General features: G+C 60.7%; 17 protein-coding genes. 3 read left to right on the forward strand and 14 right to left on the reverse strand.

Annotated elements, in window-relative coordinates; genetic code table 11:
• Window positions 1–45: 45 nt before the first annotated feature.
• The 3 genes from ACOYW0_RS10360 to ACOYW0_RS10370 form a co-directional block, all read right to left on the reverse strand.
• The gene (locus ACOYW0_RS10360) at window positions 46–2,433 is read right to left on the reverse strand and encodes a TolC family protein (protein ID WP_482418377.1); all 2,388 of its coding nucleotides are present in this window, start codon (window positions 2,431–2,433) and stop codon (window positions 46–48) included.
• Complete coding sequence (locus ACOYW0_RS10365) at window positions 2,433–3,089, reverse strand: TetR/AcrR family transcriptional regulator (protein ID WP_482418378.1); 657 nt, start codon at window positions 3,087–3,089, stop codon at window positions 2,433–2,435. Before ACOYW0_RS10365 ends, ACOYW0_RS10360 begins: the two co-directional genes overlap by 1 nt.
• Window positions 3,090–3,736: 647 nt before the next feature.
• On the reverse strand, window positions 3,737–4,207 hold the full coding sequence (locus ACOYW0_RS10370) for an HAD family hydrolase (protein WP_482418379.1): 471 nt from the start codon (window positions 4,205–4,207) through the stop codon (window positions 3,737–3,739).
• 156 nt (window positions 4,208–4,363) lie between these two features.
• On the opposite strand from ACOYW0_RS10370, the gene ACOYW0_RS10375 reads away from it, so the two are divergent.
• The gene (locus ACOYW0_RS10375; RefSeq protein WP_482418380.1) at window positions 4,364–5,203 is read left to right on the forward strand and encodes a glycosyltransferase family 2 protein; all 840 of its coding nucleotides are present in this window, start codon (window positions 4,364–4,366) and stop codon (window positions 5,201–5,203) included.
• 154 nt (window positions 5,204–5,357) lie between these two features.
• Entirely contained in the window at window positions 5,358–7,109 is a 1,752-nt protein-coding gene (locus ACOYW0_RS10380; protein WP_482418381.1) for a CocE/NonD family hydrolase, read from the forward strand.
• A gap of 442 nt (window positions 7,110–7,551) precedes the next feature.
• Here the strand turns inward: ACOYW0_RS10380 and ACOYW0_RS10385 are convergent, their stop codons facing one another.
• The 8 genes from ACOYW0_RS10385 to ACOYW0_RS10420 form a co-directional block, all read right to left on the reverse strand.
• A complete protein-coding gene (locus ACOYW0_RS10385) occupies window positions 7,552–8,364 on the reverse strand; it encodes a 2-amino-3,7-dideoxy-D-threo-hept-6-ulosonate synthase (RefSeq protein WP_180137795.1) in 813 nt (270 codons plus the stop codon).
• A 306-nt stretch (window positions 8,365–8,670) separates the two neighbouring features.
• Entirely contained in the window at window positions 8,671–9,486 is an 816-nt protein-coding gene (locus ACOYW0_RS10390) for a DnaJ domain-containing protein (RefSeq protein ID WP_482418382.1), read from the reverse strand.
• Window positions 9,487–9,508: 22 nt separating this feature from the next.
• The gene (locus tag ACOYW0_RS10395; RefSeq protein WP_482418383.1) at window positions 9,509–10,273 is read right to left on the reverse strand and encodes a hypothetical protein; all 765 of its coding nucleotides are present in this window, start codon (window positions 10,271–10,273) and stop codon (window positions 9,509–9,511) included.
• Between the two features lie 563 nt (window positions 10,274–10,836).
• A complete protein-coding gene (gene uvrA / locus ACOYW0_RS10400) occupies window positions 10,837–13,728 on the reverse strand; it encodes an excinuclease ABC subunit UvrA (protein WP_482418384.1) in 2,892 nt (963 codons plus the stop codon).
• 420 nt (window positions 13,729–14,148) lie between these two features.
• On the reverse strand, window positions 14,149–14,409 hold the full coding sequence (locus ACOYW0_RS10405) for a BrnA antitoxin family protein (RefSeq protein ID WP_482418385.1): 261 nt from the start codon (window positions 14,407–14,409) through the stop codon (window positions 14,149–14,151).
• On the reverse strand, window positions 14,393–14,665 hold the full coding sequence (locus tag ACOYW0_RS10410) for a BrnT family toxin (RefSeq protein ID WP_482418386.1): 273 nt from the start codon (window positions 14,663–14,665) through the stop codon (window positions 14,393–14,395). Before ACOYW0_RS10410 ends, ACOYW0_RS10405 begins: the two co-directional genes overlap by 17 nt.
• 306 nt (window positions 14,666–14,971) lie before the next feature.
• Entirely contained in the window at window positions 14,972–18,541 is a 3,570-nt protein-coding gene (locus tag ACOYW0_RS10415; RefSeq protein WP_482418387.1) for a homocysteine S-methyltransferase family protein, read from the reverse strand.
• Between the two features lie 284 nt (window positions 18,542–18,825).
• Window positions 18,826–19,743 carry an ArsR/SmtB family transcription factor gene (locus tag ACOYW0_RS10420; RefSeq protein ID WP_482418388.1) on the reverse strand — a complete coding sequence of 306 codons (918 nt, stop codon included), beginning with the start codon at window positions 19,741–19,743 and terminating at the stop codon, window positions 18,826–18,828.
• Window positions 19,744–19,910: 167 nt separating this feature from the next.
• On the opposite strand from ACOYW0_RS10420, the gene ACOYW0_RS10425 reads away from it, so the two are divergent.
• Window positions 19,911–20,198 carry a DUF503 domain-containing protein gene (locus ACOYW0_RS10425; protein ID WP_180137812.1) on the forward strand — a complete coding sequence of 96 codons (288 nt, stop codon included), beginning with the start codon at window positions 19,911–19,913 and terminating at the stop codon, window positions 20,196–20,198.
• Here the strand turns inward: ACOYW0_RS10425 and ACOYW0_RS10430 are convergent.
• The 3 genes from ACOYW0_RS10430 to ACOYW0_RS10440 form a co-directional block, all read right to left on the reverse strand.
• The gene (locus ACOYW0_RS10430; protein ID WP_482418389.1) at window positions 20,195–21,847 is read right to left on the reverse strand and encodes an ArnT family glycosyltransferase; all 1,653 of its coding nucleotides are present in this window, start codon (window positions 21,845–21,847) and stop codon (window positions 20,195–20,197) included. The two genes, ACOYW0_RS10425 and ACOYW0_RS10430, sit on opposite strands and share 4 nt — an antisense overlap.
• A 405-nt stretch (window positions 21,848–22,252) precedes the next feature.
• On the reverse strand, window positions 22,253–22,552 hold the full coding sequence (locus tag ACOYW0_RS10435; protein WP_482418390.1) for a hypothetical protein: 300 nt from the start codon (window positions 22,550–22,552) through the stop codon (window positions 22,253–22,255).
• A gap of 369 nt (window positions 22,553–22,921) precedes the next feature.
• Window positions 22,922–24,067, reverse strand: a complete 1,146-nt coding sequence (locus ACOYW0_RS10440; RefSeq protein WP_482418391.1) for a DUF362 domain-containing protein — start codon at window positions 24,065–24,067, stop codon at window positions 22,922–22,924.
• Window positions 24,068–24,080: the final 13 nt, after the last annotated feature.

Raw genomic sequence — 24,080 nt, forward strand, 5'->3', positions numbered from 1 at the left:
TCCTTATGCAATTCCGTCTCGGTTCATGCATCACGTGGCCGGCAATCACATCGGCGCCATGCCCGCGTCTCTGTTCCCAACCTCCTCTGCTGCGGCCTTTGCGAGCCGCCTGACCATCGTCTCCCCGGCCCCCCCGGAAAAATCCAACCGCCCCAGCAAACGCTGGAGCCGAAGCATGGCCGCCATGTGATCGTAGACTGAATTGTCTGCGGCAATACGCGCTGAAACCGCCGTATTCTGAGCGTCCAGCAGGGTAATCACCGCCACGGCCCCTTCGGCGTAAGCGTCGGTGACAAGGGCAAGGTTTTTCTCGGCGGCATCCCGGGAGGTGGCGGCCAGCCCGATGGTGGCCCCGGTGGTCTGGACCGCGTCGGCGGCGTCGGTGATCTGCTCGGCCAACACCGTCATAAGATAACGCCGCTTTAAAGAGAGGGCCGAGGTCTCCTCGGCCGCCTGCCGCAGGTCGGCCAGGCGCTCGCCCCCCGTGGCCAGGGGGAAGCTCGCCTGGATGGCCACGTACCACTCCTTCTCATCATAATTGGGGAACACCCGGTCGTAACCGCCCCGGTCGAAGATCTCGGTGACGGCCCCCTTCAGGGCCACCTCCGGAAGGTAGAAGGCACGCCGGGCCCCCCGCACACGGCGACGGCCCGAGGTCAGGGCATGGTCCACCTGGAGAAGCTCCGGCGAGGCCTCCCGGCCCACGTCCACTAAGGAGGCCACCAGCGCCCCGAACTCCGTGGGCCGGTCCAGCATCTCCCGGAACGCAGGGTGCACGGTCAAAAGAACCGCCTGGTCGGCCTCGCCGTTCAGGGTGTCCACCGTATCGGTCACCTCCATGCCACACAGCCGCTTCAGTGCATTTGCCGCAAACCGCACCTGAACCCGCGCGTTGAGAAGCTCCGTGCGATTGCTCGCCACCTCGCTCTCCCACCGGAACAGCTCCGACGGGTTGAGGGCCCCCACCTGTTTCCGGGCACGGGCCCTCTCCAGGTTCTCCTGGGTCACCCCCAGGTTTCCCTTGCGCACGGCAGCCAGGCTGCGCGCCTTGAGCAGGTTGATATAGGCCTGGCCCGCGGCCAGGGCCTTGTCCAGCTCCCGGGCCTTCTGCTCCGCCTCCCGGGAGAGCTGAAAAGATTTGGAGGCGCTGTAGCCGCTCAAGGCTGCTTCGGAATAGATCACCTGGGTCAGGGTCAGGCTGCCCTTGACGGTATCTTCAGACTCCGTGCCCCGGCTCTTCTCCGCGCTGTTCTCATCGATGCGGATCCCGGTCACCGACGCCTCGATGCTGGGAAGCAAGGCGGCCAGCACCCTCTTGGACTCCTGTGCCCCGGCCTCCACCAGGCGGGCCTCCGAGGCCAGATCGGGGTTGTACAGCCGGGCCCGTTCCATGGCTTCCGCCAGGGAGAGGAGCACCGGCTCCGGGCTCTTTTCCCCCACCTTCTCCGCATACCGGAACAGCTCCCAACGCGGCGAAAAGCCGATGGCCTTTGCCGTTCCCACATGAATCACCGGGGTTCCCTCCACGGCCCACTCATCCCGGTCCGCCCCCACCGTCTCGCCCCGGGCCATGCTGTACAGGGTCAATGCCGTCCGGCGGGCAAGACGCCTGGTCTCGCCCTTTGGCACCGACCCGAAGAGAAGCCCGGCCTCCACATCCTTTTTTCCCCCCATGGCATAGGAGGGGCGCTTCCCGGCCCTGAGCTCTGCCGCCACCCCGGCCATGGCCGCTTCGGACATCCCGGGAAACGGGGAAAAAATCACCCCGCCCGTTTCGTGCCGCACCGCCTCCCGCAGGGCATCCCCCCGCGCAGGGACCGTGCGCAGGGTCCAGGGCACCTCCTGCAAAAAAGGAACGGTTCCCAGAAACGCCTCGATGCGGGGAAGGATGGGCCGGGCCTGCTCATCCACCAGGACCGTCACCCGAGGCACTGTCACTGCCCCGAAAAACTGCCCCAGCCCCGTGCGAATCAGGGGCCCCACCACAATGCCCCGGAACCCGGGAACCGAAGCCTCCGGCCGGACCAACAGGTGGGTGGCCAGCACCGGGGTGTTCCACCGGGTCCTCTCTGCAGCAACCCCCGAGGCCACGTACCCCAGGGCCACACCCAAGGCGACCTCACCGTCGGCCTCCAGGGCGTCAAAGGCCGAAGCCATGCCCTCCGGGGTAGGCGCACCCCGCCACACCTTGCCTTCGGGGAGTACCAACTCCATCTCCGGCCCGGCGAGAATGGCAAGTTCGTGTCGCACCCGCGTGAGCAAGGCGTCCTGGGAAGGTGCAGCACCTCCGATGACAACCCCCACCACTCTGCGCACCGGCGCCGCGTGGGGCACAGACGCCCCAAGGAGGATCAGCCAGACAAGCACCCACCCCGCCACCCTCTTGCCCACCCTCTTGCCCCCGCTCCCTGCCCACCGCCTCCCACCACCCATCAAAGCCTCCTTGCCACCTCTCGGTGGTCCGGGGCCGGCAGGCCCAGGACCTGTGTCATGCTCTCGGCCATGTAGCTGGCCGTGGCCGTTAAAAAAGGTTTATCGTACCCGGGCAGGTCAAAGGCCATGAGCACCGCCTCCCGCTCCATGATGTAGTACTGGATCTGGGCCATGACGCTGACGTACCAGTACTGCACAAAGGAGTCACCGACCCCCGGGACATGCTCCCGAACAAAGGTCCTCAGTTTCTGGGGCTCCTCCAGCCGCATGAGGGCCCGCGACGATTTGGGGTGCAGATCCATGCGGGACCGAACCATGAGGATGCCGTACCATTCGGGCACCCCCGGCCCGAGCAGGGCCAGGAGGCACCGGTGCATCATGTACCCCATCACATCGGACACCTGCTGCGGCGTGGTGTACTCCCCGGTGTCCAGGGTGCCGAACAGGCCGGGCAGGTCCAGTTTCTCCTCCATGATGTGACGGATACACGCCAGGTAGAGCCCCTCCTTGTTGGTGAAATGGTAATTCACCGACGACAGGGAGGTCCCCGCCTCTTTGACGATTTCGCGGATACCTGTTCCGTCGAGGCCCTTTCTGGCAAACAAGGCCCCTGCGGCATCGATGATGACCTGACGGGTCGACTTGAAAGGCAGCATAACGGGTCCCTTCTCCGACATGGCGGCGTGCCCGTCCCTGCGGACAAAAAAGAACACGTCATCCGGCAAACTCGGTTTTTATGAAAGAAACAATGTTATAGGAGATATACGAACGTTCGTTCGAATGTCAATATTTATTCGCAGGTAACAGACAGGAGAGAAGGATTGGAAAACATGGGAGAAAGGGACGACCGGACGTAACCGCGGGGCGAAACGCGCCGGTGGCCATAAAAATAAAGAAAGAATCGATGGTAACTGTTCACCTTGTCTCCGGCGGCAAGGTGGGGGCACCTTGAAACCCTATGGCGAATGCATGAAGGCAGCCATTCTGCCTGCGTTATCGGGGCATTCGCGTGTTGTGTGACATCCGGCAACCGTCTTTGCAGGAGAGGCCCGTTTCATTCTTCTAAAAACACGATGCAGAACTTTTGGGATTCGCTTGACTTTAACCGGAATAACTCCGGCGGGGCGCTTTATTGAAAAAAACGCCGCAAAAAACATTCCTGAATGCACCCGTGCTTCGTCGGAGTCTGGAAATGATGGCTTAAAACCTGATTTGTCTGACGTTCTAAAAGTTTGGCCCCCGGCAGGGCCGCCGGAGGCGCTTTAGAGCGAAATCGTTTCACCACCGCTTTCGCGAGACCGATTCAGGTCCGGAGGGTGGCCTTCAGGCGGTTGGGGTGTAAAAGCAGATCCAGGGCTGCCAGTATATCCGGGCACACGATGTCCGCGGACATCAGGGCAGGGGAGGCCGCCCCTTCGGGCCCGGTGACGGCCACGCCCACACAGGCCAGGCTCAGCATGCGGCAATCGTTGCGGCCGTTGCCCACGGCCACCACCGAGTCTGCGCCCAGGGTCTGCACATAGGTGGCCTTCTGCTCCGCCTCTTCCCCGGGGGTCAGGACGGTGAGAAACACAGGCCAGTCGGCTAAGGCGTCCCCGGCCCGGCCAAAGGTGTCGGCGGTCACCACGTGAATGGTCAGGGACCCGCTCAGGGCCTCAATGCGCTCCCTGACCCCCACCAGGGGTTTCCCGTCCAGGGCAAGGGTCCCGTTGTAGTCAAGGACCAGGTGAGAAACGGCAATATCGGAAAAACCCGGAATGGATTCGGTGATCATGGAAACCCCCTCGCGTCGATTTTTTTGGAAAAAAGTGCTAAGTATGCGCCCATGCACTCCCTGAAGGTCGCAGGCCATGGGCCTGGACGGCTCTTAAGGAGACGCGGCACGGCTATCTGCCGGGATGCTTATACCATACACCACCCTGGAGGAAGAATGAACAACCCGTTGATCAGCGTGATCATCCCCACATACAACCGGGCCTGGGCCCTGGCCGACGCCGTGGATTCGGTCCTGGCCCAGGACTACCCCGAGGTGGAGCTCATCGTGGTGAACGACGGCTCCACGGACGAGACCCCGTCCCTGCTGGCAGCCTACGGGGACGCTCTTCAGGTCATCACCCTGGACAACGGGGGCGTAAGCCGGGCGCGAAACCACGGGATTGCCGCAGCACAGGGGGAATATATCGCCTTCCTCGATTCCGATGACCGGTGGCTGCCGGAAAAGCTCTCGGAACAGGCCGCGTTTTTCAAAGCCAACCCCGAGGCGCGAATCTGCCAGACCGAAGAGCTCTGGATCCGAAACGGAAAACGGGTGAACCCGTGCAAGCACCACAAAAAACCCTCCGGGGACATTTTTGAGGCATCCCTCCACCTCTGCCTGGTGAGCCCGTCGGCGGTGATGCTCCATGGCACCCTCTTCAAGGAGGTCGGCCTCTTCGACGAGACCCTTCCCGCCTGCGAAGACTACGACCTCTGGCTGAGGATCGCCTGCACAACCCCTGTCTACACGACACCCTCCCCTTTGGTGATCAAGCATGGCGGGCACGAGGACCAGCTCTCCAAAACCCCGTTTCTGGACCGGTTCCGCATCCAATCCCTGGTGAAACTGCTGAAGAGCGGCGTCCTGTCCACGGCCCAGGCCGAGGCGACACGAGCTGTTTTAGAGAAAAAGGGGCGGATCTACGCAGGAGGCTGCCGAAAACACGGCCGGGACGAGGAGGCCGACGCCATCACCCGTCTGGTTAACCAGACGATCCCGACAAAAACCATCTAACCCCCTCTCTTTCTTAGCCTTTACCCTTGATTTACCCTTCACCCTGCTCTAACATAATACCGAATTCATTCATACAAACAGCGTTCCACATCATGACCTTCACTCCCCCCCTGAATGTCACGGGAAAGGTCTCCAACCCAAGGAGGATCACCCAATGATTCGATGGATAGCTGCTTTTCTCCTGGCCCTTGCCCCCATGCAAGCGGCCCATGCCATGGGCACCATGCCCGGCGAAACATTTACCCTCAGCCCCTCCGACTACCGCTGGACCTATCAGGACACACTGCACATCACCAACCCCGAGGACGGGGTCACCCTCTCCTGCAACCTCTTTCTTCCCGAGCCCAAGGTGCCGGGGGAGACATTCCCCGCCCTGGTGATGCCCAACAGCTGGCTTATGGAAGAGCACGAGTACTGGGTCCAGGCCAAAAGCTTCTGTGAGAAAGGCTATATCGTCCTCTCCTACAGCGCCAGGGGCTGGGGCCAGTCCGAGGGCGTGGTGAACGTGGGAGGTCGAAAGGACACGTCCGACATCACCACCCTCATTGACTGGCTCACGGCCAACACACCGGTAACCGGGGTCGTGAAGGCTCCGGACGGAAGCGTCGCTCACGACTCCGACGCCAGGATCGGCATGTGCGGCATCTCCCTGGGCGGAGGCCTCTCCCTCATGGGGGCCGCCTTCGACACCCGGGTCAAGGCGGTGATGGCCATGGTCCCCTGGGGAGACCTGGTGGACTCCCTCTACCTCAACCAGAGCCCCAAGCCGGTCTGGGTCAAGGTGATCCTCGTGGGCATGGGCGACATCGCGGCCAACCTGGACCCTGAGCTCAGCATCATCACGGACCAGCTCTTCAACCATGAGCACGAGGCCCACTTCGATACCCTGCTTCCCTGGGCCCTGGACCGCTCCCCCGTCAATTTTCTGGAGCGGTTCAACGATGAGGACCGGGACCTGGCCGTCTGCATCAGCACCAACCTCCAGGATTTTCTGTTTACCCCCAACCAGATGCTCCGCTTCTATTACGGCCTCAACGTCAAGGCCAAGCGCATCGACTTTAACCGGGGGATCCACGCCTCAACCGAGGGGTCCGGCCTTATAGGCATGCCCAACACCGTCTGGAACCGTGCCTACGCCTGGTTCGACGAGCACCTCAAGGAGATGGACACAGGGATCATGGACAACCCGCCCATATCCATCGACAACAAAAGCTCCACAGACCGCCACTACCTTGATCACCTTTACATCAAGGACATCAACGGCACCCACCTCGAAGGCATCTCACGGCCCCCCATAGAAAACGACATCGTCCCGGAGAAGCGCTACTTCACCCACCGGCCCTGGTACAGCTACAGAGGGGGGCTGACAACCCACCCAGGGGATGAGTCGGATACCATCTCCTCTGGCCTTGTTTCGGGCCTCACCCTGGGGATCCCCCTGCTGAGTTCTCTTTTGGAGGCCCACACCCAGGCCCTGAACATCACGGCCAGCCTGCCGCTTTCCAGCCGCAGCAAGGCCATCGTCTTTGCCACGGAACGGGTGAGCCAAACCCGCACCCTGGCGGGCACCCCAACCCTGAGCCTTACCCTCACACCGTCTGCCCAGCGGGTGCAGCTCATTGCCCACCTTTACACCGTGGATGCCCTGGGCATCGGGACCCTCATCTCCCATGCTCCCCTGGTCCTGCTGGAGTCCGACCGGCTCATGCCCAGTGCGGAGCCGGGCATGGCCAAGACCTACGAGTTCAACTTCATCACCACTGCAGCAAATGTTCCCAAGGGCCACCGCCTGGCCGTGGCCATCGACACCTTTGACATCTCCTACAGCAGGCCTTCGGACGAGGAGTTCGACATCACCTTCCATTACGGAGAAGGCTCGTTCCTCGAAATTCCGTGGCTGCAGTAAACGGCCCTGTTTAAAACAGCCTCCGGCGGCCCTGCCGGGGGCCAAACTTTTAAAAAGTTTGATAAACAGGTCTCAAGTAATCATTTATAGGCTCCGCCGAAACAATTCCGACATTTTCTTAGAAACGTTTTTTGCGGAGCTTTTTTTCAAAAAAGCGACCCGCCGGAGGCAACTGAATAGTTACAAAAAGTTTAACAAACAGGTCATAAAAAAATATATGCATGAATGCCGTTTTAAATGCGGATGTGATTTGCCCCGAGGAACGAGGGGCAAATCACATCCGCTACCTGCTTTCAAGGTGGCACACCTTGCCGCCGGGGGCAGGCGTTTGAATCGTCACAAAAAAAGCGCCGCTGCAATCTGTCTGCAGCGGCGCTTATCATGTGTGAGCCTGCCTCGTTTGTTTTCCCTGCCCGGGCTTTTTCCCGGGAGCCGTCTCCGGCTATGCCCCTTGAAGATGGGCCTCCAGAAAATCCATGGTCTCATCCACACCTTTCCCCTGGTGCACCACGCCGTTCAAGGCCTTCACGAGGAGGGCCGGGTTCTCATCCTGGAAAACGTTGCGGCCGATGGAGAGGCCCGCGCCTCCGGCCTGGTTGGCATCGTAAACCATCTGCACGATGTCCCGGTGACTGGACATCTTGGGCCCTCCGGCGATGACCACGGGAATGCAGCAGCCGTCCACCACCTTGGCAAAGGTCTCGGGGGATCCGGTGTAGGGCACCTTCACCACGTCGGCTCCGAGCTCTTCGGCCAGGCGCGCCGAGTGCTTCACCACCTCCACGTCGTACTCGTCCCGAATCCCGGCACCCCGGGCGTAGACCATGGCCAGGAGCGGCATGCCCCAGGAAGCGGCCTCGGAGCTGATGCGTCCGAAGGACTCCAGCATCTCCATCTCCTTTTCGTCCCCTAGGTTCACGTGGATGGAGATGGCGTCGGCCCCCAGGCGGATGGCGTCTTCCACGGAGCCCACCAGGGTCTTGGCGTTGGGGAACGGAGAGAGCACGGTGCTGGCTGAGAGATGGATAATGAGGCCGATGTCGTTGCCGTGGCCCCGGTGGGTCCGGCGCGGCAGTCCTTTGTGCATGATCACGGCGTTGGCGCCGCCTTCGGCCACCTTGTCCACGGTGCCCTTCAGGTCCACCACCCCGTAGATGGGGCCCACGGTGACGCCGTGGTCCATGGGGACGATGATGGTTTTTCCGGTGTTGCGGTTGAAGACGCGTTCGAGTCTGATGGCTTTTCCAAGAAGCATGGCTCCTCCTTCATCGGCTCTGCAGGGTTGATCTTCGGCGGCGGCTGGTGGGTGTGTGGTTTTAAAAAACAAAAAAAGGCCGCCGGCTTGTCGTCGCCTGCGGCCCTTTGCTTAGTCGTTTTGGTTGGTTCAATACGATCGGCAAACACCCCAGGCGCAGGTAAAAAACCAGAAAAACCAAAAAAACGCGCGGGTGTGAGTGAGTGATCGATTCATGAACAAATGTGTTACCAGAACACCGTCCCCCTTGTCAAGCAGGGGTTATGCCTTTGATCCACCCTGACCGAAAAAACCTTAAAACTGTTGCTATTTAGAGTTGCCGAAGCGCCCCACCGCCCCTACCAGGCTGACGATGCGCTCCCAGAGATTTTTCCGGTAGACCACTTTGAGGTAGAGGTTCCCGGGTCGCCCGCCCCCTTTGCCCTCTTTTCCCATGCCGGTGAGTCGAATCTTCTGTCCTTCCCGCACACCGGGGGGAATCTTCACCACCAGTTTCTTTCCCCGGGCCTTGTGAAAGTAGGCAAAAGGGCCGCCGGAGGCCGCCAGGGCTTTTTCGATGGTGATGGTGTCCATGACGTCCCCGCCCTTTTTGGAACCCTTGGAGAGAAGGGAGCCCAAAAGGGAGGCGGCCTGTCCGCCTAAAAACCCGCCACCGCCTTTTTCACCCACGCTCCGGGGGTCACCGCCCCCCGAGGACCTGAAAAAAGAGCCCTTCATGAAAAACCCGGGCCGTGAGGCATGGAAGGATTTCCAGCCGCTGCCGTAAAATTCCTTGAAGATGGCATCGCCCCCACGAAACCCGAAATCCTTGGCCAGCTCCTCGAAAATGGCGTGGATGTCCGTGCCCTTGAAGATATCCTGATCGGTATAATCCTGGCGGAAGCGATGGGCGGCACCGGAGCCGTAGGAACTGCGCATGGCGTCGTAATTGCGCCGCTTGTCCGGGTCGGAGAGGACGGCGTAAGCTTCGTTGACAGCTTTCATCTTCTCCGCAGCCTCGGGGTTGTTCCGGTTGCGGTCGGGATGATGAATCAACGCGAGCTTTCGATAGGCATCGCGGATGGTGTTCGCGTCGGCGTCCTTGGCGACGTCGAGGGTGGCGTAGTAGTCGGTCTGTTCCATGAACCTGCTTATAAAAATAGTCTTATTGGGAGATGCGCTCTTCCACGTCCTCGAACTCCGGAAGCAGCTTCTCATCGATGATATCGCCTTCAATCTGCTTAAGGCTCTCGTCGGTCACCAGCACCTTGCCCTCTTCGTTGATCACCGTGTTGTTGTCCAGGATAATCAGGCCGGTCTTCTCCATCACCCGGTTGCGGTAGTTCCACCGCTGCTCCATCTGGTATTTCTGCAGCTTGAATTTCCAGAAAAGCCAGAAGAGAAGAAAGATGAGGGTTCCGGCCACCAGGGCGCCCAGGCCGATGAAGAGGTAGTAGGCGGTGCGCTCCCCCACATGGCCGATGGTAGCCAGGATCACGTCGAGCTTGTAGAGCACCACCGAGCCGAGCCCGAGGATGAAGATGCCCGCCAAAGCCGGGAGCTGATGGATCACAGAGACAAAGCTCTGAAAGGTGCGCCCCAGGTTTCCGCGCCCGCGTCCCTCCTCCTCGCCGTCTGCCCCCTCTTCCGGTTCCATGTCCGGGGCATTGCCGAAAAGATAGAAATTGAAGCCGATGACCACAAGGCCGATGAGGAACACCATGACGAGGGGGGCGATGAAGGAGACGAAGAAGTATTGCTTCCAGGGGAAGGGGCCGCTTTCCGGGCCGATGGAGCCGATGAAGTGCGCCACAAAAATGACGAATTCAATACCCGAGAGAAGAATAAAAAAGGTATTGAAGTACTCTTTTATCTCTTCCGCATCAAAGAGTGAGGCCACCCCGATGCGGTTTCTGTTTTCTGATTCCATGTCAACAACCCCGTGGTTCTGAGCGCCAATTAATGATGCGTTGTAATTAGCCGACGTGAAATAGCGCCTCGCACCACCCTACGCCTTACCTGTTACCGCCCCTCCCGACAGGAGAGAATGGCTTGATCCATGAGTCTGCGAGGCCATCAGTACAGGTCTCCTCCCTCGGTGCGGGGGTGGTGTTGCCATCCCCTGGGCGGATTGCTGTGCACTCGCGATGCATGGTCTGCGGTGGAGCATGGATGCCCTTCAATCGCCCCTCCGCGCCCAATATCAAGCCGTTCATGATACTGAAACAGCCCTGTCTTGTCAATCCGGGGAAGGGCTCTGCTGCGGAGATACGCGCCCTGTTTCAGGTGGTTACAGGGGGGGCGTGGGGCACGCGCCTCAAGTCATATGATATAAAGTATACCACGACCGACGCTGCAAGACCCGGTTTTTCATCCCCGCAACACCGTGACCAGGGGAAACGGCGGCCCCCCGTCTCAGGCGCCGCCGTCAGTCTTTATCGCAGGCAACCTGCTGAAACCCCGGCAAAACAGGTTACGTCACCGGCCCATGCCTCAGTTGGCAAGCTTCTTCAGACCGTCCACATGGAGCATGTCGGCCAGAAAAGGCGCGGTGTACCCTTTTCCGGAGGCAGCCACCTGTTCGGGGGTGCCCGCCACCACCACGCACCCGCCGCCTTCACCGCCGTCGGGCCCCATGTCCACGATCCAGTCGGCGCTCTTGATCACGTCGAGGTTGTGCTCGATGACCAGCACGGTGTTGCCCCCTTCGGTAAGCCGCTGGAGCACCTCCAGGAGCTTACGCACGTCCTCGAAGTGAAGGCCGGTGGTGGGCTCGTCCAAGATATAGAGGGTCCGGCCGGTGCTTCGCTTGGAGAGCTCCCGGGCCAGCTTGATGCGCTGGGCCTCACCCCCTGAGAGGGTAGTGGCGGCCTGCCCCAGCTTGATGTAACCGAGCCCCACGTCCAGCAGGGTGTCCAGGATGGCCGTGATCTTGGGATGGTTCTCGAAAAGATCCCGGGCCTGTCGCACGGAAAGATCCAGGACATCGCTGATGGAATGGCCGTTGTACTTGATCTCCAGGGTGGCTTCGTTGAACCGCTTGCCCTTGCAGCTCTCGCAGGGGACGTAGACATCGGCCAGAAAGTGCATCTCAACCTTGAGGAAACCATCCCCGCAGCAGGTCTCACAGCGCCCGCCCTTGACGTTAAAAGAGTAGCGCCCCTTTTTGTACCCCCGGGCCTGGGACTCGGGGAGCATGGCAAAGAGATCCCGGATATGGTCGAACACCTTGGTGTAGGTGGCCGGGTTGCTTCGCGGGGTGCGGCCGATGGGCCGCTGGTCGATGTTGATCACCTTGTCCAGGTGCTCCAGCCCCTCGATCTTCTTGTGGCGCCCCACCTGCATGGTGCCCCCGTTGAGACGGCGGGAGAGGGCCGGGTAGAGGATCTGATTGATGAGGGTGGATTTTCCGGCACCGGAGACCCCGGTCACCGCCACAAAGAGCCCCAGGGGAACGGCCACGTCATCCCCCTTGAGGTTGTTCTCCACGGCCCCCTTCACCACCACCATGGGGTGGCCCTTCTTCTTCACGGGGCGCCTCGTCTCCGGCACCTCGATGGCGCGCCTGCCCGACAGGTAATCCCCGGTGAGGGAGTGGGGCTGGTCCATGAGGGAACCCGGGGTGCCCTCGGCCACCACCTGCCCGCCGAGATGCCCGGCGCCGGGGCCCATGTCCACCACCCAGTCCGCGCACTCGATGGTCTCCTGGTCGTGCTCCACCACGATGAGGCTGTTGCCGATGTCCCGCAGGTGGCAGAGGGTCTTCAAGAGCTTGACGTTGTCCCGCTGGTGCAGGCCGATGGAGGGCTCGTCCAGGATGTAGAGCACCCCGGTGAGCTCGGAGCCCACCTGGGAGGCCAGGCGGATCCGCTGGGACTCGCCGCCTGAAAGGGTAGGCCCGCTGCGGTCCAGGGTAAGGTAATCAAGGCCCACGTTCACCAGAAAACCCAGACGGTCCCCGATCTCTTTGACCAGCTCTTCGGCGATGACCCGGCGGTTGCCCGACAGGTCCAGGTCCTTGATAAAATCGTGGGCCTGGGTGATGGTCATGGCCGTGACGTCGATGATGGAGACCCCGTCGATGAGGATGTTCAGCACCTCGGGCTTGAGCCTGCGGCCCTCGCAGCTCCGGCACTGCTTGGAGCTCATGAAGGAGGCGTACCACTTCTTGCGGCGCTCGGAGTGGCTCTGGTGGTAGCGGCGCATCATCTCATGGACCAGCCCTTCAAAGGAGGTGGTTACCTCCCCTTTCACGGACTTGGAATTCCAGTCCACCACCAGGGTCTTGCCGTTGGAGCCGAAGAGGATGATCTCCTTCATCCAGAGGTCCATCTGCTCCCAGGGGGTGTCGAAGTCGATGCCCCACTGCTCTTCCATGGCCAGAAGCTGGCTCACGCCCCAGCCCCCGGAGCCCAGGTCCTCCTGTTTCAGGAAGTAGTTCTTCCAGGGCACCACCGCTCCCTGGCGGATGGTCAGGGAGGGATCGGGCACGATCTTCTCCTCGTCCATGACGAGGTGGGTGCCGATGCCGTTGCACTCCGGGCACATGCCCAGGGGAGAGTTGAAGGAGAAGAGGGAGGGTTCGGGCTCGGGGTAGGCGATGCCGCAGCAGGATCGCGCCTCGCTCATGCGGATGTCCTCCCGGCCCACCACATGAAGGATGATCTCCCCGCTGCCACTCTTCAGGGCCGTCTCCACCGAGTCCGTAAGGCGCTTGCGGAACTCCTCGCCCTTCTTGATGGCCAGGCGGTCCACCACCACCTCGATGTTGTGTTTTTTGCTCTTGGCCAGGCCCTGGACGTCTTCCAGTTCATGGACCACCCCGTCGATGCGCACACGGCCGAAGCCATCGTTGCGCAGCTGCTCAAAGAGGTCCTTGTGCTCCCCCTTGCGGTTCTCCACCAAGGGAGCCAGGATCAGGATCTTCGTGGCAGGGGGAAGTTCGAGAATCTGCTTCACCATGGACTCGGCATCGCCCCGGCCCACTTTGTTCCCGCACTTGATGCAGTGCTGCTCCCCCACACGGGCAAAGAGCACGCGCAGGTAGTCGTAAATCTCCGTGATGGTCCCCACCGTGGAGCGCGGGTTCTTGCTCGCCGCCTTCTGCTCGATGGAGATGGTGGGAGAAAGGCCCCTTATGGTTTCGTACTTGGGCTTTTCCATCTGGCCGATGAACTGGCGGGCATACGCAGAGAGCGACTCCACGTACCGACGCTGCCCCTCGGCATAAATCGTATCAAATGCCAGGCTCGATTTGCCCGAGCCCGACACCCCGGTCACCACCACCAGCTTCTTCTTGGGGATGGCTATGTCTATATTCTTGAGGTTGTGCTCCCGGGCACCCTTCACAAGCACCGCGTCCAGCTCCACACCTTTGGTATCCATTGTCTCGTCCATCGTCCGTCACCACCTTCAACTGTAAAACAGCAAAAACCCAAAAAGCCTCCGGCGGGCAGGGGATGATCCCCTGCACCCCAGGTTCGCGAATGCTCCGTGGGCTCGTTCCTCGCCCACGTCACATTCGCTGACGGGCTACGCCCGTAACAGGCAAATCCTTAGGATTGGCTTTTCGCTGGTGTTTTCAAACCAAAAACAAAGGGGTTCCAAGATGCGGAACGCATCGTGAAACCCCTACAATGTGGTACCTGAACCGACTGTTGTCAAGGCGATTGACACTGGAAACGGCGGCTGCTTTTTTCGTTCATTGCCGACCCCTTGCGCATCAAGGGTCGAGGCCCATCCATCACACCAGCCAGAAATAATCCTGCCGAAAACCGTAATGGGGCTCGCACAGAGGAGATACCATCACGACTCCTCCCCATAACCACTCAACTCTTCACGGATCACCTCACGAAGCCGTGCCTCCGTCAACGGCGCATCCGCAAGAGCCAACTCCCGCCTCAGGGCATCGTTAATCAAGGTCTGGTACCCCTGGCCCGACGACTCAGCCTTTGCCCTGAAGGCATCAATCACATCATTGTCAAGATAGATGGTGATCCGGGTCTTGCCGGGTTGCCGAACCACGGCCCCCCTCTTCCCCTTTGTAAAATCATATTCCTTTTCCATAACTTTTCCTCTCGTGCTTTGTCGCTTTTCGAGCCGAAATAATGCGTATGCGCTCTCCGCGATACATATACACGACAACCACCAGGACACCTGTCATCGACATGCCAAGCGTGACATGCCGTTTTTCTCCGGCATGAACCTGCTCATCGAGGGTCAGCGCATGGACATCCCACAGCGCTGCCTCAGCATCAGAAAACCGGACACCGTGCTTGATCACATTCAACGCAGCCTTATCAGGGTCCCATGTGATTTCCATGGGTTAAATTATACATACATTATATGCACAAACCAATAGCTGGGTGCACGTTATTGATAAACACGCCACACTGATTAAGCTCTTACGGTAGACCTTGAATCTATTCGGCGGAAAAAAATAATGGAAAAACGAGATGAGAAGAAAGGAAGAGAAAGAATCCATCAACAAGATAACGCCACACCGCTGATCACGGGCGCAGCCCGTCAGCAAAAGCACCGCCCCTGAGGTACGAAGGGGCGGTGCTTTTGCGAACCTGGGGTGCAGGGGATTTATCCCCTGCCCGCCGGAGGCAAGGCTCTTTCGCCCTTAGAAATACTTCACCTCAGGGTGGAAGCACACGATGGCGGCGGTGGAGCTGGTGGGGTAGAAGCCCCCGGCGTCGGTAAGGACGGCGCCGAGGCTTTCGCCTCCCAGCAGGTCGAAGATCTGGCGGTTGGCTTCGATGTTCACACCGGGGTAGCCGGGGCTGAAGCGCTTGCCGTTCCCGTTGGAAAAGCCTGCCATCTTCTTGACCCGCTCATTGAGCAGGGCGGCGAAGTCTTCGGCCACGCGGTCGGCCACGCCCTGGAGGAGGTGGGCGGAGGCGGATTCGTTGGCTTCCTGAAAGGCGTTCACCTGGGAGGCTGAGGCCTTTCCGGCGGTGGCCATCTGGAAACCCACCACGTCGGTAACGCCGTCTCCCACGGGGCGGAAGTAGCGGGCCAGGCTCACCTTTTTGCCGTCCACGGCCATGGGGGGCATGGGAATGCGGCAGAGCTCCACGTCGTGGGCGTCAGGGTCGTAGACGATGAGGTCGTCGCCCTCACTGTTGCAGGGGTAGAGGGCCACACGCCCCTTGGGCACCACCCAGCCGTTCTCGCCGGCGTCCTTGATCCAGGCATCGATCTCGGCATCGGCGGCCTCGTCGGTGAGTCCACGTTCCAGGCGCTTGCTGCGGCTGCCCTCCCGCCAGTTCAGGGCCAGCAGGGATTTTCGGTTGAGGGGAATGTCCTCCACCCTGGGTGAAAAGGTGATGGTGCCGTGGCAGATGGAGTCGCTGAGCCCTTCAAAGGAGATCCCCAGGGCGGGCAGCTCTTCGGGTGCTGCCTTGGGCTTTCCGCCCAGGGCGGCTTTGAGGGCCTCGCCGTTGGCCTCGATAAAGGCGTCGCGATCATCGGAGCAGAGGTGCTCCATGACGTTGACGCAGGTCATGGAGGAGTCGCAGTAGAAGACGTCTTTCCTCATGGCCTCGGGGTTCTCGTCCCCTGCCATGGCCACGGAGGCCGCGTGCTTCATGTTCACGGGAGCGCCCCCGATGAGAATGGGAAGATCCAGCCCGGCATCTTTGGCCATGGCCGCCACGGTGATCATGTGGCCGGCGGTCTGGACCAGAAGGGAGCTCATGCCGATGGCGTCGGCCTTCTCCCGCTTGGCCGTCTCGATGAAATCCGCCAGGGGCACCTGGACCCCCAGGTCGATGACCCGGTAGCCGTAGTTTTCCAGCAAGGTGCGGGTGAGGTCCTTGCCAATGCTGTGAACATCCTGGAACACGGTGCCCAACACCAGGGTTCCTTTGTAGGATACCGCGCCCCCTTCGGAGGTGCCCAGAACCGCTTCGATGTAGGTCATCACCTGCTTCATGACGTCGGCGGACTTGAGCAGGTGGGGCAGGGAGACCTCGCCCCGGGCGAACCGGGCCCCCAGCTCCTCCATGGCCGCCATGAGGTGGCCGGAGATGAAGTCGATGGGCTCGATGGTCTTCAGGGCCTCGGCGGCCTGGACCACCACGGCATCCTTGTAGGCGAACTCAGCGCCGCGAACCTCCAGGGTGCCGGGCCGGGCTTCGCGAACCCCGTCCTTGATGCGCTCACACACCGCCTCGTCTGCGGGCAGGTCGTCATAGTTCTTCTTCTTCACCTTGCGCAGGCCACTCTTGGCTTCGGCCACCTCTTCCAACTCGGCATAGGCGTCCATGTCCCGCTTGAGGATGATGGCAAGGGCCAGGTCGTAGTCCTTTTTGTCGATGCTCTCCACGGGCACATAGTGGTTGGGGTTGACGATGGCCGCGTCCAGACCGAGCTTTTTGCCTTCGTCCAGGAAGACGGAGGTCAGCACCATGCGCATGTAGGGCTTCTTGGCCAGGCCGTTGGTGAGGTTGCTCACCCCGATGGTGGTCTTGAGACCGGGTGCCAGGGCCTTGATCTTCGGGATAGAGTTGAGGGACTCCATGGCGAAGTTGAGCCCCTCTTCGGACTCAGAGCCGATGGGAAAGGCGTTGATGTCCACAAAGAGCTGGCGGGGAGCAATTCCGTAGGTGCCGCACACATCGGCCATGGCCTTGGCAATGCGCACCTTTTCGTCCGCCTTCTGGGCCGGGCCGGTATCGTCGGCGCAGAGGCCGATGTACAGGGGCGAGTGAAAGGCCGTGGTTTTCAAAATCTGTTCGGCTTTGCTGATGCCGCCTTCCACGCTCTCCATGGAGATGGAGTTGATCAGGGGACGGCCCGGATAGGCCTTCACCCCTTCTGCCAGGGCCTCGGGGTCAAAGGAGTCAATGCTCATGACGCCCCGGAAGTCGCCGGTCATGGCCTGGATCACCTCGGGCAGTACCTCGGCGGTGTCCACCACGTTGGAGTCCATGCAGACATCAAGAACCGAAGTCCCCAGATCTTCAATCTGCTCACGCACCACCTCGGCCAGGGCATCCACGTCCATGGGGCCTTCGCTCTCCACGGCGTCCCGTACCTTTTTGGAGCCGCGCACGTTGAGCCGCTCGCCGATGCGCAGGAACTCTCCCTCCTCGATGGCCACGCTCTCCTGGGGCCCGGAGAGGCGCAGGAGGCCATCGGGCTGCCGTCGCGCAGGGGCCACGCCCTTGAGCCGCTCGGAGACGGCACGGATGTGGTCCGGGCTGGTGCCGCAGCATCCCCCCACCATGTTCACCCCGTACCGGGTGACGAATTTTTCCAGCTGATCTGCAAAGAGATCCGGCCCCAGCTTATAAACGGTGCGGCCGAACTCGGACTCGGGCATGCCCGCGTTGGGAAGCACGGAGATGGGAATGTCCTGGGTCTCGGACAGCTTCTTGATGGTGGGTTCCATCAGGTCCGGGCCGATGGAGCAGTTGATGCCGAAGACATCCACACCGCAGGCGGCCAGGGTGGTGGAGGCTGCCACGATCTCCGTGTTGAAGATCTGCATGCGGGAGAATTCGTTCACCGTCACCTGGGCCATGAGGGGCAGGCGAACGCCTTTTTCGTCCATGGCCTTCTTGGCCCCGGACACGGCCGCTTTCAGCTCCAGGATATCCTGTTGGGTCTCCAGCAGGAGGATGTCCACCCCGCCGTCGATGAGGGCCGTGACCTGGTGGAAAAAGTTCTCCTCAATGAGCTCCCAGGTGCCCCGCTTGAGGTCGGCGTCCGTGGGAGAGAGCACGTAGTTGGACGGTCCGATGGACCCCACCACGTACAGGGGACGGCCGTCGTAATCGGCATCGGCCTTGTGGGCATCCACCGCCCGACGGGCCACGGCCGCTGCCGCAAGGCTCATCTCCCGTGCCATCTCATGGGAGGAGAGGGAAGCCAGGTCCACACCCTCGGGCACGCCGCGAAACGCCGTGGTGTCGAGATCCGTGAAATCGTACTCCTCAAGGCGCAGGGCGCTGGCACCAAAGGTGTTGGTCTCAATGGCATGGGCCCCGGCCCGCAGATACTGCAGGTGAATGTCCATCAAATCATCGGGCCGGGAAAAACTGAGCAGGTCGCTCAGCATCACATACGACTCCCCCCCGAAATCCGCAGGGGTGAGCCCCAACTGCTGAATCATGGTCCCCATGGCGCCGTCCAGGAACACCACGTTGTCCTTCACATACCGCAAAAATTCTTCGTGCTTCGTCATCGTCAATCACACCTTCGTATGTAAATCGTATCCATAAAATCTGTAAAACCGAAAAGCGTTTGCCTCCGGCGGCCCTGCCGGGGGCCAAACTTTTAAATAGTTTGACAAACAGGTTTTAAGCGTCATTTCAATCTATTCGAGTGCCATCGTGTACCGGCTTTTCTCAGATTCCCAAATCCATCAGCACATGCTCCGTCCCTGAGGAACGAAGGGACGGAGCATGTGCGATCCTGGGGTCCAGGGGATTTATCCCCTGGCCGCCGGAGGCAAGCTTTTCCTGCCACTCATTGCCACACGGCACAGGCTTGAACGGCCCGGAAGCGTTCGCTGCGTGAGGGAGGGAGGGTCTCCAGGGAGGTGATCCGAAAACCGGCCTCTTCCATCATGGACTCCAGGTCGGTGGCGGCGAACCCCAGGTGGAGGTGGCCCAGCTTATCCGTGACCCAGGCCTCATCGTGGGGCAGAAGCTCCATGAGGATCAGGCGTCCCCCGGCTTTGAGAAGCCGTGCCGCCACCTGGAGGCCCACCATGGGGTCGGGCAGGTGGTGGAGGGTCTGGGAGAGGACAGCCACGTCGCAGCAGCTGTCCGGCAGGTCCAGGGTCGTCATGTCCCCTTCCACGAACCGCACATTGGTAAGCCCGACGCGCTCGGCATGGGCCCGTGCCGCGGAAAGGGCCGAACCGCTGATATCCACGCCCACCACCTCGTCGCAGGCCCGGGCCAGTTCCGCGGTGAGGATTCCGCCGCCGCACCCCAGGTCCACGGCACGTTCCATGGCAGGCAAAAGGGTCATGATCATGCGGGACCAGGCGTGCCAGGACTCTCCAGGGGCCAGGAGCCGCTCGTGGAGTCCGGGGGTGCCACCCTCCCGCGCTTTCAGCACGTCGGCCAGGCGCACCAGGTCGTGGCGGCTGTCCTCGGTGCTGCGGACCCGGTCCATGAGCAGGGCCCAGAGGGGGCGCCCCTCTTCCGGCACCTCGCCCTCTTCCGAGAGGCGATAGAAGGTTTTCAGCCCTTCCCGGCGCTCCCGCACCAGCCCGGCTTTCTTGAGGGTCCCCACCTGCTTGGAGACCCCGGACTGGGCCAGTCCGAGAATCGTCGTCAGCTCGGTGACGTTCAAAGGGGTCTCAGACAGGAGCCGCAGCACGCGAAGCCGGGTTTCATCGGCCACGATCCGCAACAGGGAAGCCATCTCTTTCATCCGTTTGCTCCGTTGTCAGTTAATATCACCACATTCGAATACAGTGATAAACCCTTATCTGTCAATGATTTTTCTTTGGATTGAAAGGCGGGCTGTGGTACCCAATGACCAGTGAGGAAAAAGGAAAAGAACGCACACCCACCAGCACAAACCCAAGGGAGGCCGCCATGGTTGTGGGCGTACTGAAATTGCAGTTTCAGCTGTTCGGGGTTACCAGCCTCAAGGAGAAACGAAAGGTGGTGAAGGGCATTGTCGGCCGCATCCGGAGCCAGTTTGATGCTGCTGCCGCAGAAACGGGCCTGAACGACCTCCATCAGAGCGCCGAGGTGGGCGTCACCATCGTGGGCAACGACGCCCGCCTCATCAACTCCCGTCTGGACAAGATCGTGGATGCGGTGGAGGCCTGGGGGCTGGCCGTTCTTTCAGGTTCGGAGATGGAGATTATTCATGTCTAAGGTTTCAACGCAAACACATACACCCCCCGACTCTGGTACAGCAGCCGGGTCCTGGTCTTCAGAAACCGGTCAAAGCCCTCAGCTTCACCAGGCCGTCCGTCTTCCGTGAGGTGGGGCCAGACAATGGACATGTTGATCACGAGGTGAGTGATCCCTTTTGCCTTCAGATAGTCCGCCATCTCATCGGCGGACCGAAGGGCCGTCCCCCGGTTCAACAACCCTCTCAAATGCCCCCCGCTGTCCGGCACATAGGAGATATCGCAGTAATAGCCACGCTTTCCCAGGTAGATAAAATAGAGCAGGTCCGTCGGGACCAGGGCCTGATTGACGAACCGAAAGGCATCATGTTCCACGCGGTACCGAGCCACATAGCTGTCCCGGTCCACCTCCCCCGCCAGATAGGGCAGGGGATTGACGTAGCGGTACAGGTAGGCGGCGTAGGCTCCGTTCACAAAGAGGCCGTAGGCCACAAACAGGGCCAGGCAGGCCAGCCCCACCCGTCGCACCATGGGCCGCATCGTCTGCCCCAGGGTATCCATCGAAAGCTTCAGACCGTACACGGCCAGCAGCACCAGGTGAGGCACCACAGGTACCAGGTACCGCACCCTCACCGCCGTCAGGCAGATGGCCAGGCCGATATAGATCCAGGAGATAAACAGGAGGCAACCCACATCGCTGCGCCAGGCATCGGGCATGCGTCGCCAGAAAAGAACCAGGGGGGCAAAGAGAAAGAGCAAGGGCGAAAACCGCCCGTCAAAGAGCCGAGAGTTGCCATCCTGTCCCTGAAAAAAAAGCCTCACGGGCAGCAGGGCCAGGTCCAGGGAGGATTCGTCATAGATCAGCCGCCGCACCTGAAGCGGGTGCATGCGCCCAGGCCCCTTTTCCTTCGGCGAGGCAGAGGCCTTCACAGCCGTCACCGGGGCCTTTGGCGGAGGCTCAAACAGAGCCTTCCTCACCTTCTGCACCGTGCCGTTGTACAGGGGGTAGATGGGGTTGCCCGTCCACACCGTGTTGCGAATCCCCGTGGGCGCGTAGGCCAGCAGGGCCGCCACCACAAACAGGGCGGCAAGACCGATGGCCCTGACATCCCGGTGCGCCTCCTTGGGCACGGTTCGGCTCACCATCAGGGATACCAGGGCAGACAGGATCATGAGCACCAGCAGCCCGTTGTACTTCACCCCCAGCCCAAGGCCGCAGAGCACCCCGGCCCAGGCCACCCCCTTCCACCCGGCAAAACCGTTTTCACGGCACCGAAAAAGAGCCAGGGTCGCCGCCAGGGAGAAAAAAGCCAGCCCCAGGTCCACGTACACCGTTGTGGAGAGCTTCATGATGACAGGCGTGGTCAAAAACAAAAAAGCCCCGGCCAGCCCCCAGGGGCCGCCCAGGACCTTGCGCAGGTACCGGTACAAGAGCACAGCCGTGCCCAGGCCAAAGGCAAAATGGATAAACTTGGGCAGGATGTCGCTGCCCAGGGCCAGGCTTGCCCAGTAAAGCACATCCAGGTTCATGGGATAGTACGCCCACTCCATGGTGGGGATCTCCACCATGCCCCCGGCTTTAAGATAGAGCTTGGGCACCGCCAGGTGATGCACCAGGGCATCCCGGCTCACTGGGGGCACCAGGCACAACAGCGCGATAAATCCCACCACACAAGCCAACCCCGCCCATAATCCTCTGCTCAGTACCCGACTCCTCTGCAACGGTATACCCCTTCATTGTAAAACGTTTAAAAAGCGCCTTCTACGGTTAAAGTGCATGAAAAAACCTGCCTCCGGCGGCGAGGTGAGCCACCTCGAAAGCTTATTGCCATTGCGCTTTGCCCTTCGTTCCTCAGGGCAAAGCGCAATGGCCTTCGGCTCGGGCTGCGCCCGACATGAACGCTGATGGTTTATGCGGACTGGATCGCAAGCTTCGACGTTACAGGATACGTTGTCACCACTTGCCCTGTGTTGATTTAACCGCACGGCCTCCGGCGGCAAGGTGTGCCACCTTGAAAACTGATTGCGAATGCCCCCGGCCTTCGTTCCTCAGGCCGATTACATTCGCGGACTGGCTCAATCAGTGGCGTGGTCATCCGGCCCATCCGTTTCAAGCAGGACAATTTTATACCATTTATCCCCGATCTTGACGGGCGATCGTCTCTCTATCTCTTCCACGGAGCCCCAAGGGTCTGCCAGCTTTGCCTGGTATGTCTCATGCTGATACGCGACATAGGCTGCCCCGCCCATCAGAACGGCCCCTGAAAAAATCACCAGGGCAATGAGCTTGAGCATCTTTCGGGGCGGATCGCACACAACAGCCACCACCCCGCCGAAAAAAAGAATCAGTCCGACGGCGGTCAGGAACATCACCATGGTCTGTCCTCCTTTATGACACACGCCAAAAACGCGGATAAGGGTCAGGGCACCGCCCCAAAGCAAATAGACACATCCACCATGAAGGCTGCTGAGCGTTCATGGTGGTTCACGTTTCCCCCGGAATTATTTCGGGACATGTCAAACGAAGGCCTTGATCATCGTTTGGGCCGCGACCTGCAATGAGGCCATGGGCAAGGTGCACTCTGTGCACCAAAGCCAAAAGCCCGTCATGTCCCGAACACCTCGGTAAAACGAAAACTTTGGGTGATCCGGGCACGGTGCACAGAGTGCACCCTACGGGCTATAGACCTTATGGGACGGTATCCTCAATAACACCCTGGTGGCCCGAACGAATACATCTGAATCTTACCCTTTAAGCTTCAGCCCTTTGGACTCCAGCTTCACCAGCTCATAGTCCCGGGAGCCCAGGCCGAGTTCTTCGGCGTGGGCCAGTTGGAGGGGCCAGTCCACGTGGGGATGGAGGCCCTTGAACTTGTCGTCGCCGGGGGCGGTGTTGGTTTTCAGGCAGGAGCCCGGGTTGGCGGCCTGGGCGTTGACAAGATCCACGCAGGCCTGGTCGATGGCCACGGGGTCTGTGGAGGCAAGGATGCCGATATTGGGGACAATGGGCACGTCGCTGTGACCGATGCAGTCGCACAAAGGCGACACATCGGTGATGAAGCTGACAAAAAGGGTCTTTCCCTCTTTGCCTATCAGGGCGGCCTTGGCGTACTCCATCATGATTTCGAGGAAGGAGGGCACCGACTGGTTCCACTGGATCTGCACGGCACCCGTGGGGCAGACGATGATGCAGTCTCCGCAGCCGATGCAGGTCTCGGGGTTGATGATCGCTTTTTTCTTGCCGTCGATCTCTTCCAGGGCAATGGCTTCAACCGGGCAGTGGCTGGCGCACATGCCGCAGCCGATGCACTTCTTCCGCTTCACCTTGGGGCTCACCGTGGAGTGCTGAGCCAGCTTCCCGCGCCGGGAGGCACACCCCATGCCCAGGTTCTTCAGGGCGCCACCAAATCCGGAGAGTTCATGCCCTTTAAAATGGGAAAGCACCACCAAGGCATCGGCGTGGTGAATATCCGCTCCCACATAGGCGGTCTCCACGTGTTTGCCGTTCACAACCACCTCTTCGTCGCTGTGACCCCTGAGCCCGTCGGCGATAATCACCGGCGCTCCCACCACGGAGTAGGCGAACCCGTTCTCCACGGCGGTGTTCAGGTGGGACGGGGTGTCGCTCCGGGTGCCTGCATAGAGGGTGTTGGTGTCGGTGAGAAAGGGGGAGGCCCCGGTCTCCTTGATCTTGTCGATGATTTTTCGCACGAACACGGGATTGATAAAGGCGGTGTTGCCCTTTTCGCCGAAGTGAATCTTTACCGCGGTGAGCTCGCGGTCGGCGCATACGGTGTCAAGGCCTGCGGTCTCGACCAGGCGACCGATCTTCTCGGGAAGGCTTTCCTGGAAGGTGGCGCGCAGGTCAATGTGATAGACGGTGGAAGCCATGGGATCTCCTTTT

The sequence above is a fragment of the Desulfoluna sp. HI9BLuna genome, from assembly GCF_056829775.1.

Excerpts from the sequence above, each read along its gene's own strand:
- ACOYW0_RS10405 (WP_482418385.1), bottom strand. The coding sequence starts at position 14,409 with ATGGAAAAGGAATATGATTTTACAAAGGGGAAGAGGGGGGCCGTGGTT.
- uvrA (WP_482418384.1), bottom strand. The coding sequence starts at position 13,728 with ATGGATACCAAAGGTGTGGAGCTGGACGCGGTGCTTGTGAAGGGTGCC.
- ACOYW0_RS10365 (WP_482418378.1), bottom strand. The coding sequence starts at position 3,089 with ATGCTGCCTTTCAAGTCGACCCGTCAGGTCATCATCGATGCCGCAGGG.
- ACOYW0_RS10435 (WP_482418390.1), bottom strand. The coding sequence starts at position 22,552 with ATGGTGATGTTCCTGACCGCCGTCGGACTGATTCTTTTTTTCGGCGGG.
- ACOYW0_RS10425 (WP_180137812.1), top strand. The coding sequence starts at position 19,911 with ATGGTTGTGGGCGTACTGAAATTGCAGTTTCAGCTGTTCGGGGTTACC.
- ACOYW0_RS10385 (WP_180137795.1), bottom strand. The coding sequence starts at position 8,364 with ATGCTTCTTGGAAAAGCCATCAGACTCGAACGCGTCTTCAACCGCAAC.
- ACOYW0_RS10415 (WP_482418387.1), bottom strand. The coding sequence starts at position 18,541 with ATGACGAAGCACGAAGAATTTTTGCGGTATGTGAAGGACAACGTGGTG.
- ACOYW0_RS10370 (WP_482418379.1), bottom strand. The coding sequence starts at position 4,207 with ATGATCACCGAATCCATTCCGGGTTTTTCCGATATTGCCGTTTCTCAC.
- ACOYW0_RS10380 (WP_482418381.1), top strand. The coding sequence starts at position 5,358 with ATGATTCGATGGATAGCTGCTTTTCTCCTGGCCCTTGCCCCCATGCAA.
- ACOYW0_RS10440 (WP_482418391.1), bottom strand. The coding sequence starts at position 24,067 with ATGGCTTCCACCGTCTATCACATTGACCTGCGCGCCACCTTCCAGGAA.
- ACOYW0_RS10360 (WP_482418377.1), bottom strand. The coding sequence starts at position 2,433 with ATGGGTGGTGGGAGGCGGTGGGCAGGGAGCGGGGGCAAGAGGGTGGGC.
- ACOYW0_RS10395 (WP_482418383.1), bottom strand. The coding sequence starts at position 10,273 with ATGGAATCAGAAAACAGAAACCGCATCGGGGTGGCCTCACTCTTTGAT.
- ACOYW0_RS10410 (WP_482418386.1), bottom strand. The coding sequence starts at position 14,665 with ATGGAAATCACATGGGACCCTGATAAGGCTGCGTTGAATGTGATCAAG.
- ACOYW0_RS10375 (WP_482418380.1), top strand. The coding sequence starts at position 4,364 with ATGAACAACCCGTTGATCAGCGTGATCATCCCCACATACAACCGGGCC.
- ACOYW0_RS10390 (WP_482418382.1), bottom strand. The coding sequence starts at position 9,486 with ATGGAACAGACCGACTACTACGCCACCCTCGACGTCGCCAAGGACGCC.
- ACOYW0_RS10420 (WP_482418388.1), bottom strand. The coding sequence starts at position 19,743 with ATGAAAGAGATGGCTTCCCTGTTGCGGATCGTGGCCGATGAAACCCGG.